At 69.5% G+C, this 14479-nt stretch carries 5 protein-coding genes; 3 read left to right on the forward strand and 2 right to left on the reverse strand.

The features are described from left to right. The first annotated feature begins 283 nt into the window (after positions 1–283). From ACLQ2S_RS01040 to ACLQ2S_RS01050, 3 genes are all read left to right on the forward strand, one after another. On the forward strand, positions 284–4936 hold the full coding sequence (locus ACLQ2S_RS01040) for a ThuA domain-containing protein (protein WP_425700932.1): 4653 nt from the start codon (positions 284–286) through the stop codon (positions 4934–4936). A gap of 289 nt (positions 4937–5225) precedes the next feature. Then, entirely contained in the window at positions 5226–11060 is a 5835-nt protein-coding gene (locus ACLQ2S_RS01045; protein ID WP_309222494.1) for a ThuA domain-containing protein, read from the forward strand. Positions 11061–11122: 62 nt separating this feature from the next. Beyond that, positions 11123–11668, forward strand: coding sequence for a hypothetical protein (locus tag ACLQ2S_RS01050; protein WP_309222493.1), 546 nt, complete (start codon positions 11123–11125; stop codon positions 11666–11668). Between the two features lie 62 nt (positions 11669–11730). Here ACLQ2S_RS01050 and ACLQ2S_RS01055 read toward each other — a convergent pair whose 3' ends face one another. Next, entirely contained in the window at positions 11731–12684 is a 954-nt protein-coding gene (locus ACLQ2S_RS01055; protein WP_155214872.1) for an aldo/keto reductase, read from the reverse strand. 73 nt (positions 12685–12757) lie between these two features. Further along, positions 12758–14437 (reverse strand): ABC-F family ATP-binding cassette domain-containing protein, encoded by a 1680-nt coding sequence (locus ACLQ2S_RS01060; protein ID WP_425700933.1) that lies wholly within the window; start codon positions 14435–14437, stop codon positions 12758–12760. Positions 14438–14479 lie beyond the last annotated feature (42 nt).

Below are 14479 nucleotides of genomic sequence, written 5' to 3' on the forward strand. Positions count from 1 at the left end.
TATCCCGGCGGACCGACGAACCGCGATCCGGTACGCCGAATTTCGGGCGGACCGGAGATCCGAGTAGCCCCGATATGCAGTGACTCGCACCGATAAGCAATGCGACCGTTACCAAACCGTTACGAGCATTCGCCTTGCCCGAAACTAATTCACGAACGCAAATAGAGTGATCGGTAGGGCTTGTCGCCACCCAGACCTCACTCGACAGGTATGGGCGCTCGGACCGACGCGGAGTGACCACCCCCGTCCACTCCGACCCGTCCCACCGACAGAGGAGATCTTCGTGCCCCGACCCAGTCAGGGGCGAGCAACGCTCGCCCCGTTGACCGTGGCGCTACTCGCCCTCGTACTCGTCCTGGCCGCCGCACCGGCCCCGATCGCCGCCGCCCCGAACGCCAACCCGGTCGCCGCGGCCGAGCCGTACTCCGTCCTGGTCTTCTCCAAGACCGCCGGATTCCGGCACGACTCGATCCCCGCCGGCATCACCGCGATCCAGCAGCTCGGCGCGGCGAACGGATTCAGCGTCACCACCACCGAGGACGGTGGCGCGTTCACCGACGCCAACCTCGCCCAGTTCAAGGCGGTCATCTGGTTGTCGACCACCGGTGACGTGCTCAACTCCAGCCAGCAGGCGGCCTTCGAACGCTACATCCGCGCCGGTGGCGGATACGTCGGCATCCACGCCGCGTCCGACACCGAGTACGACTGGGCCTGGTACGGCCAACTGGTCGGCGCCTACTTCAACAGCCACCCGGCCAACCAGACGGCGACCGTGAAGGTCGAGGACTACTCGCACGAGTCCACCCGGCACCTGCCGGAGCGGTGGTCCCGGTTCGACGAGTGGTACAACTTCCGCACCAACCCCCGCGCCCGCCAGGTGCAGGTGCTCGCCTCGCTCGACGAGCGCAGCTACAGCCCGGGCAGCGGCGCGATGGGGCACGACCACCCGATCGTCTGGTGCCAGAACTTCGACGGCGGTCGGTCCTGGTACACCGGCGGCGGCCACACCCAGGAGTCGTTCAGCAACGCCGAGTTCCGGCAACACCTGCTCGGCGGCATCCAGACCGCGGCCGGGGTGGTGCACGCCGACTGCGGCGCCGGCCGGGCCGCCAGCTTCGAGAAGGTGACGCTGGACAGCAACACCAGCAACCCGATGGAGCTGGACATCGCACCCGACGGTCGGGTCTTCTACATCGAACGCGACGGCCGGGTCCAGATCATCAAGCCGGACACCGGCCAGACCGTCACCGCGCTGCGGCTGAGCGTCTTCGCGGGTAACGAGGACGGTCTGCTGGGCATCCGGCTCGACCCGAACTTCGCCAGCAACGGATGGGTCTGGCTCTACTACGCGCCGAGCGCGGGCGGTTCCCGTAACTACCTGTCCCGGTTCACCGCCACCGGTGACACGATCAACCCGTCCAGCGAGCGGGTCGTGCTGGAGGTGCCCACGCAGCGCAACACCTGCTGCCACATGGGCGGGACGATGACCTTCGACTCGGCCGGCAACCTCTACCTGGCCACCGGAGACAACACCAGCCCGTTCGAGTCCGGTGGCTACACCCCGATCGACGAGCGCTCCGGCCGCGCCGACTACGACGCGCAGCGCACCGCCGCCAACACCAACGACCTGCGCGGAAAGGTCCTCCGCATCCGGCCGCAGGCCGACGGCACGTACACCATTCCGGCCGGGAACCTCTTCCCGCCGGGAACCGCGCGCACCCGGCCGGAGATCTACGCCATGGGCCTGCGCAACCCGTTCCGGATCGGCATCGACCCGGTCACCGACGTGCTCTACGTCGCCGACTACGGGCCGGACGCCACCACCGCGAACTCCAACCGGGGCCCGGAGGGCCTGGTCGAGTGGAACATCGTCGACAAGCCCGGCAACTTCGGCTGGCCGTACTGCCACGGCAACAACCAGGCGTACAACGACTACCAGTTCCCGTCCGGCCCGAGCGGGGCTAAGTTCAACTGCTCCGCGCCGGTGAACAACTCCCCCAACAACACCGGTCTGACCAACCTGCCGGCGGCCATCCCGGCCACGGTCGACTACGGCTACAGCGGCAACAGCCGCTTCCCGGAGATCGGCGGCGGCGGAGCACCGATGGCCGGCCCCGTCTACCGGTACGACCCGAACATCTCCTCCAGCCGCCAGTGGCCTGCGTACTTCGACGGCAAGTCGATCTTCGGCGAGTGGAACCAGTCGCGGATGTACACCATGCAGGTCAGCAAGGACGGCAAGACGCTCGTCGACATCAACCGGATCCTCGACCAGATGAGCTTCGTCCGGCCGATGGACTTCGAGTTCGGCCCCGACGGCGCGCTGTACCTGATCGAGTGGGGCAGCGGCTTCGGCGGCAACAACGACAACTCCGGCGTCTACCGGATCGACTACACCGCCGGTGCCCGAGCGCCGATCGCGGTCGCCTCGGCGAACCCGAACTCCGGGGCTCCGCCGCTGACGGTCAGCTTCTCCAGCGCCGGCTCGCGCGACCCCGACGGCGGCACGCTCAGCTACGCCTGGACGTTCGGTGACGGCGGCACCTCCACCCAGGCCAACCCGACCCACACGTACACCCGGTCCGGCAGCTACACGGCGCAGTTGCGGGTGACCAACTCGGCCGGGCGCACCGCGCTGGCGAACGTGCCGATCACCGTCGGCAACACGGCACCGACGGTCACCATCGAGTTCCCGCCGGACGGTGGCTTCTTCGCCTGGGGTGACCAGGTGGCCTACACCATCAGCGTGACCGACCCGGAGGACGGCACGATCGACTGCGACGACGTCGAACTCCAGGTGCTCCTCGGCCACGACGAACACGCCCATCCGCTGGAGCGGCACACCGGCTGCACCGGCACGGTGCAGACCCAACTCGCCGACGGCCACGGGGCGGACGCCAACGTCTTCACCGTGCTGGAGGCGATCTACACCGACCGGGGTGGGTCCGACGGGGCCGAGCCGCAGACCGGCCGGGCGCTGAAGATCCTCCAGCCCAAGCGCAAGGAGGCCGAGTACTACTCGAACACCGGCCGGATCCCCGGCAGCACCGGTGGCGGCGACGCGGGCGTGGTCAAGGAGACCACCGGTGACACCGCCGGCGGTGGGCAGAACATCGGATTCATCGAGGACGGCGACTGGTGGTCGGTCGAGCCGGCCAGCCTGACCGGCGTCACCTCGATCCGATTCCGGGTCGCCTCGGCCACCTCCGGCGGCCGGATCGAGGTCCGCGCCGGAGCCGCCGACGGGCCGCTGATCACCTCGGCCACGGTGGCCGGCACCGGGGGCTGGCAGACGTACACCGACGTCACCGCCCAGGTCCCCAACGGTGCCGCGGCGGAGGGCGCGCTGTACTTCGTCGCCCGGGATCCGGGCGGCGGCTCCGGAACCCTGTTCAACGTCAACTGGATGGACTTCGTCGGCCCCGGGGTGAGCGGCAACGCGCCACCGGCGGTCACCGCCACGGCCACCCCGACCAGCGGGACGGCACCGCTGGAGGTGTCCTTCACCGGCACGGCGACCGATCCGGACGGGGACACTCCCCTGACGTACGCCTGGAACTTCGGTGACGGTGGCTCCGCGACCACGCTCGCCGCCACCCACACGTACACCACCCCCGGCAACTACACCGCCACCCTGACGGTCACCGACAGCCGGGGCGCGCGGGGACAGGCCAGCGTGCAGATCCGGGTCGACGGGGAGGACGTTCCCTGCCAGACCGAGCAGGGCCCACTGCGGTCCGACGAGTTCACCGGCACCTCGCTGGATCGCGGGCGGTGGACGAGCGTGGTGCGGGAGGACCAGTCGTACTCGGTCTCCGACGGTTCGCTGCGCCTGCCCACCTCGGCGGGTGACCTGTACGGCACCCGCAACGACGCCACCAACCTGGTGCTCCAGCCCGCGCCCAGCGGGGCATGGCAGGCGACCACCCGGGTCACGCTGGCGGCCCAGGCCGACTACCAGCAGGCCGGCCTGCTGGTGTACGGCGACGACGACAACTACGCCAAGCTGGACCTGCTCTACGGCGGCGGCCGCCGGGTCGAGTTCATCAGGGAGAGCGCCGGGACGCCGCGCAACGAGAGCTCGGACTCGACCTCGGCTCCCACCGGTGACACCATCCATCTGCGACTGACCAGCGACGGGACGAACCTGACCGCCGCCTACTCGACCGACGGACAGACCTTCACCTCGGTCGGCCGGTCGGCCGCCCTGGCCGGGATCACCAACCCCCGGATCGGGCTCTTCGCCCTCAACGGCGGCACCACCGCCCCGGTGCTGACCGCGACGTTCGACTGGTTCCGGATCACCCCGGAGAACAGCACCACCGCGGTCTCTCCGTCGGACGAGTTCACCGGGAGCAGCCTGGAGATCTGCCGGTGGAACGCGATCGTCCGGGAGGACGCCACCGGCTACCGGGTGACCGACGGCGCGCTGCGCATCGACGTGCCGAACGGTGACATCTACGGCACCACCAACACCGGGCCGACCAACTTCATCCTCCAGAACGCCCCGGCCGGAAACTGGACGATACAGACCCGGGTCGACGGCAGCCTGCTCAACGAGCAGTACCAGCAGGCGGGTCTGCTGGTGTACGCCGACGACGACAACTACCTCAAGTTCGACTACGTCACGGACAACGCGGCGGGCCAGACGATCTCGCGGCGGATCGAGTTCCGCAGCGAGGTCGGCGGGGTCGTGCAGAGTACGCAGCCGCAGGCGACCGGCCTGACCCAGGGCATCTGGCACCTACGGCTGTCGCGCAGCGGCAACAGCTACGCCGCCGCGTACTCGGCCGACGGCACGACCTGGACGACCTTGGGGACGTTGACCAGCACCGCGGTCGGCTCGACTCCGAAGGTGGGCCTGTTCACTCTCGGTGCCAACCAGACCGTGTCGAAGACAGCTGCGTTCGACTACTTCCGGCTGACCCCGGGATAGTCGGCGACACCGACCCATCGATGCCGGCCCGTACCTTCCACCCGGAGGTGCGGGCCGGCGCTCGTAGTGGTTTGCACGGACTGTGCAGAAATGTCGCCCGCATTTACCGAAACGTTATCTATCGAAGTCTTGCCATAAATCGTTTCGACAGAATTAATTTGTTCAGCGACTCGACATAATGCTGGATCGGACGCCCTTCGGCAAGGCGGTCCGGACCAGCTCCACCCGGGACGGTCTTCGGCGAGCCGGCCCCCGCGACTCACGTCGAGTAAGGACAGAGGAGACCGGAGTGCCCCGACCACGCCGTGCCCGCGTACCCATCACCGCCACACTTCTCACCCTCGGCCTCGCCGCGACCGGCCTCGTCGGCGTTCCCGCCGCACAGGCCGCGCCGAGCGTCGAGGCGGTCGCGCAACGCGCGCCCGCCCAGCAGGCCGAGCCCGCAGCCGCAGCCGACGACTTCTCGGTCTTGGTCTTCTCCAAGACCGCCGGCTTCCGCCACGACTCCATTCCCACCGGCATCGCCACCATCCAGGAACTCGGTGCCGAGCACGGTTTCACCGTCGACACCACCGAGGACGGTGACGCATTCACCGACGCGAACCTCGCCCAGTACCAGGCGGTCATCTGGCTCTCCACCACCGGTGACGTGCTCAACGCCGACCAGCAGGCCGCGTTCGAGCGCTACATCCAGGCCGGTGGCGGCTACGCCGGCATCCACGCCGCCTCCGACACCGAGTACAGCTGGTCCTGGTACGGCGAACTGGTGGGCGCGTACTTCAACAGCCACCCGGCGAACCAGACCGCCACGGTCAAGGTCGAAGACCCGGCCCACCCCTCCACGGCGCACCTGCCGGACCAGTGGTCCCGGTACGACGAGTGGTACAACTACCGCACCAACCCGCGCGGCACGGTGCACGTGCTGGCCACCCTCGACGAGAACAGCTACAACCCCGGATCCGGCGCGATGGGGCACGACCACCCGATCGCCTGGTGCCAGGACTACGACGGCGGCCGGGCCTGGTACACCGGCGGCGGCCACACCCAGGAGTCCTTCGCTGATCCGGACTTCCGCGCCCACCTGCTCGGCGGCATCCGCACCGCCGCCGGGGTCGAGGACGCCGACTGCGGGGCGTCGCTGACCGCCAGCTTCGAGAAGGTGACGCTGGACAGCAACACCAGCAACCCGATGGAGCTGGACATCGCACCCGACGGCCGGGTCTTCTACATCGAACGCGACGGCCGGGTCCAGATCATCAAGCCGGACACCGGCCAGACCGTCACCGCCCTCAGCCTCGACGTCTTCACCGGCAACGAGGACGGTCTGCTGGGCATCCGGCTCGACCCGAACTTCGCCAGCAACGGGTGGGTCTACCTCTACTACGCCCCGAACGACGGGATCGCGCGCAACCTGCTGTCCCGGTTCACCGTCACCGGCGACTCGATCGACCCGGCCAGCGAGCAGGAGGTGCTGCGGGTCGACACGCAGCGCAACACCTGCTGCCACGCGGGCGGCTCGTTGGTCTTCGACTCGGCCGGCAACCTCTACCTGGCCACCGGAGACAACACCAACCCGTTCTCGTCGGACGCGTACACCCCGATCGACGAGCGGCCCGGTCGCGCCGACTACGACGCGCAGCGCAGCTCCGGCAACACCAACGACCTGCGCGGCAAGGTGATCCGGATCCACCCGGAGGACGACGGGACGTACACCATCCCGGAGGGCAACCTGTTCCCGCCGGGCACCGAGAAGACCCGTCCCGAGATCTACGCGATGGGCTTCCGTAACCCGTTCCGGATCGGTATCGACCTCGCCACGGACGTGCTCTACGTGGCCGACTACGGGCCGGACGCGAACTCCGCCAACCCGAACCGGGGCCCGGAGGGCCTGGTCGAGTGGAACATCGTCGACAAGCCCGGCAACTTCGGCTGGCCGTACTGCCACGGCAACAACCGGGCGTACAACGACTACCAGTTCCCGTCCGGGCCGAGTGGGGCCCCGTTCGACTGCGCGAACCTGGTCAACGACTCGCCGAACAACACCGGTCTGACCAACCTGCCGCCCGCCATCGCGGCCACCGTCGACTACGGCTACGCCGCGAACCCGCGGTTCCCCGAGATCGGCGGCGGTGGCGCGCCGATGGGCGGCCCGGTCTACCGGTACGACGCCGACCTCGTCTCCGACCGCAAGTGGCCGGCGTACTACGACGGCAAGGCGCTGCTCGGTGAGTGGAACCAGTCGCGGATGTACACCATGCAGGTCAGCCAGGACGGCAAGTCCCTGGTGGACATCAACCGTCTGCTGGACGGCATGAGCTTCATCCGGCCGATGGACTTCGAGTTCGGCCCCGACGGCGCGCTGTACCTGATCGAGTGGGGCAGCGGCTTCGGCGGCAACAACGACAACTCCGGCGTCTACCGGATCGACTACATCGCCGGTGACCGGGCTCCGATCGCCGTGGCCAGCGCCGATCCCACCTCCGGTCCGGCACCGCTGACCGTGAACTTCTCCAGCGCCGGGTCCCGCGACCCGGACGGCGGCGATCTCACCTACGCCTGGACGTTCGGTGACGGGAACACCTCCGACGAGGCCAACCCGACCCACACGTACGCCTCGGCGGGCAACTACAACGCCCAGCTCACCGTGACCAACCCGAAGGGCCGCACCGCGGTGGCGAACGTGCCGGTCACGGTCGGCAACACCGCACCGACGGTCACCATCGAGTTCCCGCCGGACGGTGGCTTCTTCGACTGGGGTGACCAGGTCAAGTACACCATCAAGGTGACCGACCCCGAGGACGGCGAGATCGACTGCGCCGACGTGGAACTCCAGGTCCTCCTCGGCCACGACGAGCACGCCCACCCGCTGGAGCAGCACACCGGCTGCGAGGGCGTGGTGCAGACCCAGCTCGCCGCCGGACACGGTGCCGAGGCGAACGTCTTCACCGTGCTGGAGGCGACCTACACCGACAAGGGCGGCTCCGGTGGGGCCAACCCGCTCACCGGTCGGGCCCTGGAGATCCTCCAGCCCAAGCGCAAGCAGGCCGAGTACTACTCCAACACCGGCCGGATCCCCGGCAGCACCGGCGGCGGCGACGCGGGTGTGGTCAAGGAGACCTCAAGTGACACCGCCGGCGGTGGACAGAACATCGGATTCATCGAGGACGGCGACTGGTGGTCGTTCGAGCCGGCGGACCTGACCGGCATCGAGTCGATCCGGTTCCGGGCGGCTTCGGCCGGCTCCGGCGGACGGATCGAGGTCCGCGCCGGTGCGCCCGACGGTCCGCTGGTCACCTCCGTCGACGTACCGGGCACCGGAGACTGGCAGACGTACACCGACGTCACCGCAGAGGTGCCGGCGGACGCCGACTCGAACGGCAAGCTGTTCTTCGTCGCCCGTGACCCGGAAGGCGGCACGGCGAGCCTGTTCAACGTCAACTGGGTCGACTTCGTCGGCAAGGGCGTCACCGACAACGCCCCGCCGGTCGTCACCGCCACCGCCACGCCGACCAGCGGCACCGCGCCGCTCACCGTCGCGTTCAGCGGTACCGCCACCGACCCCGAGGGCGACACCCCGCTGACGTACGAGTGGGACTTCGGTGACGGTGGTACGGCCGACACGCTCCAGGCCGAGCACACGTACGCCGCGCCCGGCAACTTCACCGCCACCCTGACGGTGACCGACAGCCGGGGTGCCCGGGCGTACGCCGCCGTGTCGGTCCGGGTCGAATCGCCGAACACCTCCTGCCTCGGGGCACGTTCGGACGACTTCGACGGCGACACGCTCAACCGGGACCGCTGGACCAATGTGGTGCGGGAGAACCAGCTCCTCTCCGTCTCCGACGGTGCGCTGCGACTCCCCACCGGGGTCGGTGACCTCTACGGCAGCCGCAACGACGCCACCAACCTGGTGCTCCAGCCCGCACCGTCGGGTGCCTGGCAGGTGACCACGAAGGTGACCGTCCCGGTGACGGCGACCTACCAGCAGGCCGGTCTGATCGTCTACGGCGACGACGACAACTACGCCAAGGTCGATCTGCTCTACAACGGCAGCCGGCGGGTGGAGTTCCTCCGGGAGACTGCCGGCACGCCGCGCAACGACAGTGCCGACAGTGTGGCCGCACCGGACGGTGACACCGTCTACCTGCGGATCAGCAGCGACGGCACCAACCTGACCGCGGAGATGTCGGCTGACGGGCAGACCTACAGCCCGGTCGGGCGGTCCGCCGAGCTGGACGGCATCGAGAACCCGCAGATCGGCCTGTTCGCGCTCAACGGCGGCACCGACGCGCCGGTGGTGGAGGCCGCGTTCGACTGGTTCCAGGTGATCCCGGACGAGCCGGCCGGGCCGGTCGACCCGTCCGACGAGTTCGACGGCATCTCGCTGGACAAGTGCCGGTGGAACGCGATCCTGCGGGAGGACCTGAGCGCCTACCGGGTCAGCGGCGGGAAGCTGCACATCGACGTGCCCAACGGTGACATCTACGGCACCAACAACACCGATCCGACGAACTTCATCCTGCAGAACGCCCCTGAGGGCGACTGGACCATGGAGACGAAGATCGACGGAAGTCTGCTGGACGAGCAGTACCAGCAGGCGGGCCTGATCGTGTACGGCGACGACGACAACTACATCAAGTTCGACTTCGTCGTCGACAACCAGGTCGGCCAGCCGGTGTCCCGCCGGATCGAGCTGCGTAGCGAGATCGACGGGACGATCCAGGATCCACAGCCGGGTGCGGAGAACCTGACCTCGGCCGAGTGGTACCTGCGGCTGGCGCGCACCGGTGACACGTTCACCGGGTCGTACTCGGCCGACGGCGAGACCTGGACCGCGTTGACCGAGCTGACCAACGCGGCCGTCGGGGCCACCCCGAAGGTGGGCGTGTTCACCCTCAGCGGCAACCAGACCGAATCGAAGCCGGCCTCGTTCGAGTACTTCCGGTTCTCCGCGGAGGACGGACCGAGCGACACCGTGCCCCCGGTGACCACCGCTGAGGTCTCCGGTACGCCGGTCGACGGCTGGCACACCGGGCCGGTGACCGTGACGCTCTCCGCCACCGACTCCGACGGCGGCAGCGGGGTGGCCCGCACCGAGTACCAGGTCGGTGAGGCCACCGAGTGGACCACCTACACCGAGCCGGTGCAGGTGGTCGGGGACGGCGATCACGAGGTGCGGTTCCGGTCGGTGGACGAGGCCGGCAACGTGGAGGAGACGAAGACGGTCACCGTCCGGATCGACACCACGGCACCGGTCAGCACCGCCTCGTTCGCTCCGGCGAACGACGAGGGCTGGCACGACGGCACCATTCCGGTGGTGCTCACCTCGACCGACGCCGGTGCCGGGGTGGAGCTGCTGGAGTGGTCGCTCGACGACGGCGACTGGACGCCGTACACCGAGCCGGTGGAGATCAGCGGTGACGGCATCCACGAGCTGCTGTACCGGGCCACCGACAAGCTCGGCCACGTCGAGACGTTGAAGTCGGCGGTGGTCCGCATCGACGGCACGAAGCCGACCCTGCTGGTCTCCGGCCTCGCCGACGGCCAGCTCTACGGTGACAGCCAGGACGTACGCGTGTCCTGGCAGGCGGTCGACCCGACCTCCGGTATCGCCACCGTGGTCGGCACGCTCAACGACCGCCCGTACGCCAGCGGCACCCTCCAGGCGATGTACGAGCTGCCGTTGGGTCTGCACGAGTTGACAGTGGTCGCGACCGACAAGGCGGGTAACGCCACCACCGCGTCGGTCCGGTTCTTCGTCACCACCTCGTTCCGGGACATGCAGAACCTGCTGGACCGGTTCAAGGCCACGGGACGCCTGTCGAACAAGGCGTACGACCAGTTGTCGAAGCAGTTGGAGAAGGTCCGCAAGGAGGAGGCCAAGGGCAACGACGACAAGGCCATCAAGGAACTGCGCAAGTTCCGCGACCTTGCCGGCGACGCCACTCAGATCGGCGAGGCGGAGATCCGGGAGGTGCTTATCCGGGACGCCGACGCGATGATCGTCCGGCTCGGCGGCACCGCCAGCACGGCTGGGGTCAAGGCCAACGACGGCAAGTCCGTCAAGGGGGCCGGTCGCCTCGGTGCGGATCCCACCCGGCTCGCGCCCGGTCGTCACCTGTGATCCATGGGCCCCGTCCGGTCTCGACCGGGCGGGGCCCCTGCACGACGAAGTGAGGAGGCACCGTGACGCGGGTCCGTACGGTGACCACCAGCCTGCTCGCCGCGCTGCTCCTGGCGGTCCTCGCCGGGAGCCCGGCGGCGGCGCACGGCAACAAGCTCACCGTGACCGTGGCGGGTGACGGTGCGAGCGGGGTGACCATCCAGGCGACCTACGCCGACGGGCACTACCTGGACGAGGTCGTCCGGCTGGTCGTCACCGCCACCGGCGAGCAGGGTCGCACGGTCGGCCCGGTGCAGCTGGACCCCTCCGCCGAGGGGCAGGGCTTCTACACCACCGGCCCGATCCTCTCCCCCGGCACCTGGCAGGTGCGGGTGCAGGCGTCCGGCCCGTACTCCGGCACCGGCACCGCCACGGTGCAGGCACGGGTGCCGCAGACTCCGTCGTTGGCCCCCGTGTCGGAGCACCGGTCCGGCGGATCGGCGCAGGGCCGCTCGACCGCCGACGGCGCGGCGCCCGGTTGGTGGTGGGCGGTCGGGATCGGTGTCGCCACGCTCGTGGTGGTGGCGCTGGTCGCACCGCTGCTGAGCCGGCGTCGCGAGCGACCCTAGGACGTGGGTGCGAAGCGGCCCGGCACGCGTCGCGTGCCGGGCCGCTTCGTGTGGGGCCGCGACTATCGGCGGTCGAGCACCTCGCGCAGCGCCTTGAGGTCGGCGTCGCTGGGCTGCCAGGAACCGGCCTCCGCGTTGGCGCGCACCTGCTCGGGCGTGGTCGCTCCGGCGATCACCGAGGTCACCGCCGGCTGGGCCGCCAGCCCACCGATGGCCACCTGCAACATGGTCACGTCGCGCTCGGCGGCGTACGCCTCGATGGCCTCGATGGTGTCCCAGTCCGCCGCGGCGAGGCGCTGGGCGTACCGACCACCACCGGCCAGGCGGCTGCCGGCCGGCGGTGCCTCACCCCGCTTGTACTTGCCGGTCAGCAACCCGTTCGCCAACGGGAAGAACGGCAGCATGCCCAGCCCGAACCGGTCGCAGGCCGGCAGCACCTCGATCTCGGCGTCCCGGTTGAGCAGGCTGTAGTGGTTCTGCGCGCTGACGAACCTGGTGAAGCCCCGGTCCTTCGCCGTCCAGTCGGCGTCGGCGATCTGCCAACCGGCGAAGTTGGAGTTGCCGAGATAGCGCACCTTGCCGGCGTGGACCAGATCGTCGAGGACGGAGAGCGTCTCGTCGATCGGGGTGCCGGGGTCCGGCTCGTGGAACTGGTACAGGTCGATGTAGTCGGTGTCCAGCCGCCGCAGCGACGCCTCGACCGCCCGGATCACGTACCGCCGCGAGCCGCGTACCCCGAAGTCGCGTCCGTTGCCACCGGCCATCGACATGCCGAACTTGGTCGCCAGCACCACCTCGTCCCGACGGCCCTTGAGGGCCGCCCCGAGCTGTTCCTCCGACGCACCGTGCGGCTCTCCGTAGATGTCGGCGGTGTCGAAGAAGTTGATCCCGACGTCGAGGGCCGCGTCGACCACCGCGCGGGTGCCGTCGGCGTCGAGTTTGCGGCCGAAGTTGTTGCAGCCGATGCCCACGACGGACACCACGAGCCCGGAGTCGCCCAACCGGCGATAGGTCATCTCACTCACGAGATCACCATATGTCGCCTCGCCGGGTGGTCGCAGGGACGCACGGCAGGAGCCGATGCGGTGGTCAAGCCACGTCCCAGACCGGCTCGTCGGTCTCGACCACCTCGCCGTCGCCACGGAACAGCAGGAACCGGTCGAAGGTGCGGGTGAACCAACGGTCGTGGGTGACCGCCACCACCGTGCCGGCGAAGGCGGCGAGCCCGGCTTCCAGCGCCTCGGCCGAGGCCAGGTCGAGGTTGTCGGTGGGCTCGTCGAGCAGCAGCAGGGTCGCGCCCGACAACTCCAGCAGCAGCACCAGGAAGCGGGCCTGCTGTCCACCGGAGAGGGTGCCGAAGCGCTGGTCGCCCTGTCCGGCCAACTCGTACCGGTTGAGTGCCGCCATGGCCGTGTGCCGGTCCATCCCGTCCCGATGCTCGTCACCCCGCCAGAGGATCTCGGCAAGGGTCTTCGCCATCAGCTCGGGCCGGTCGTGGGTCTGCGAGAAGTGCCCGGGACGCACGCGCGCACCGAGCCGCGCCACCCCGTCATGCGCCACGGGCGTCAGCGCTGCCCCGTTGTCTACCGGACCGTTCGCCGGGTCCGGGTCCGTCCCTCCCCGGGCCAGCAGGCGCAGGAAATGGGACTTGCCGGTGCCGTTGGCACCGAGCACGGCCAGGCGGTCGCCGTACCACAGCTCCAGATCGAAGGGGTAGGTCAGGCCGTCCAGCTCCAGCTGCTCGCAGACCACCGCACGCTTGCCGGTCCGGCCACCGGCCAGGCGCATCCGGATGTCCTGCTCCTTCGGCGGTACGGGCGGCGGCCCGGCCTCCTCGAACTTACGCAGCTTGGTCTGCGCCGACTGGTAGCGCGAGGCCATGTCGGAGTTGTACGCGGCCTTCTGCTTGTACATCAGCATCTGCTCGCGCAGCTTCTGGTGCTCCTCGTCCCACCGCTTGCGCAGCTCGTCGAGGCGCGCGTGCCGGGCCACCCGCGCCTCGTGCCAGCTCGCGAAGCCACCCGGATGCACCCAGGCGCTGCCGCCCTCCACGGCGACCACCCGGTCGGCGGTGTGCGACAACAACTCCCGGTCGTGGGAGACGTAGAGCACCGACTTGCCGGATTCGCGCAGCCGCGCCTCCAGCCACCGTTTGCCGGGCACGTCGAGGAAGTTGTCCGGCTCGTCGAGCAGCAGCACCTCGTCGGGGCCGCGCAGCAGCAACTCCAGGGCGAAACGCTTCTGCTGACCGCCGGAGAGGGTGCGTACGGGTCGCTGCCGGGCAGTCTCCCAGGGCAGGTCGAGGACGATGGTGGCGACGGTGTCGAAAAGCACCTCCGCGTCGTATCCGCCGGTCTCGCCCCAGGCGGCCAACGCGTCGGCGTACGCCAGCTGGGCCTTTCCGGCGGCGGTGCTGTACTTGCCGCGCAGCTCGGCCGCACGCATGGCCGCCTCGGTCTCGGCGAGTCGGCGACCGGCCTCGCGCAGGGGCGGTGGGGCGAGCGACAGGGCCAGGTCGGCGAGGGTCGACTCGTCGCCGATCATGCCGATGAACTGGCGCATGACACCCAACCCGCCGGTACGCGCGATGGTGCCGGTGCGCACCGGCAGGTCCCCGGCGACCATCCGTAGCAACGTCGTCTTGCCCGCACCGTTCGGCCCGACCAGGGCCACCTTGGCGCCTTCACCGACCCGGAACGACACATCGGCGAAGAGTTCCCGGCCGTCGGGCAGGACATGCCCGACCGCCGCCACGTCCACGTATCCCACGCCGGCATCCTGCCGGAGCCGGAATCGACAGGCCAACCGATT

This window comes from Micromonospora sp. DT48 (assembly GCF_049844495.1).
In the GTDB taxonomy this organism is placed as follows: domain Bacteria; phylum Actinomycetota; class Actinomycetes; order Mycobacteriales; family Micromonosporaceae; genus Micromonospora.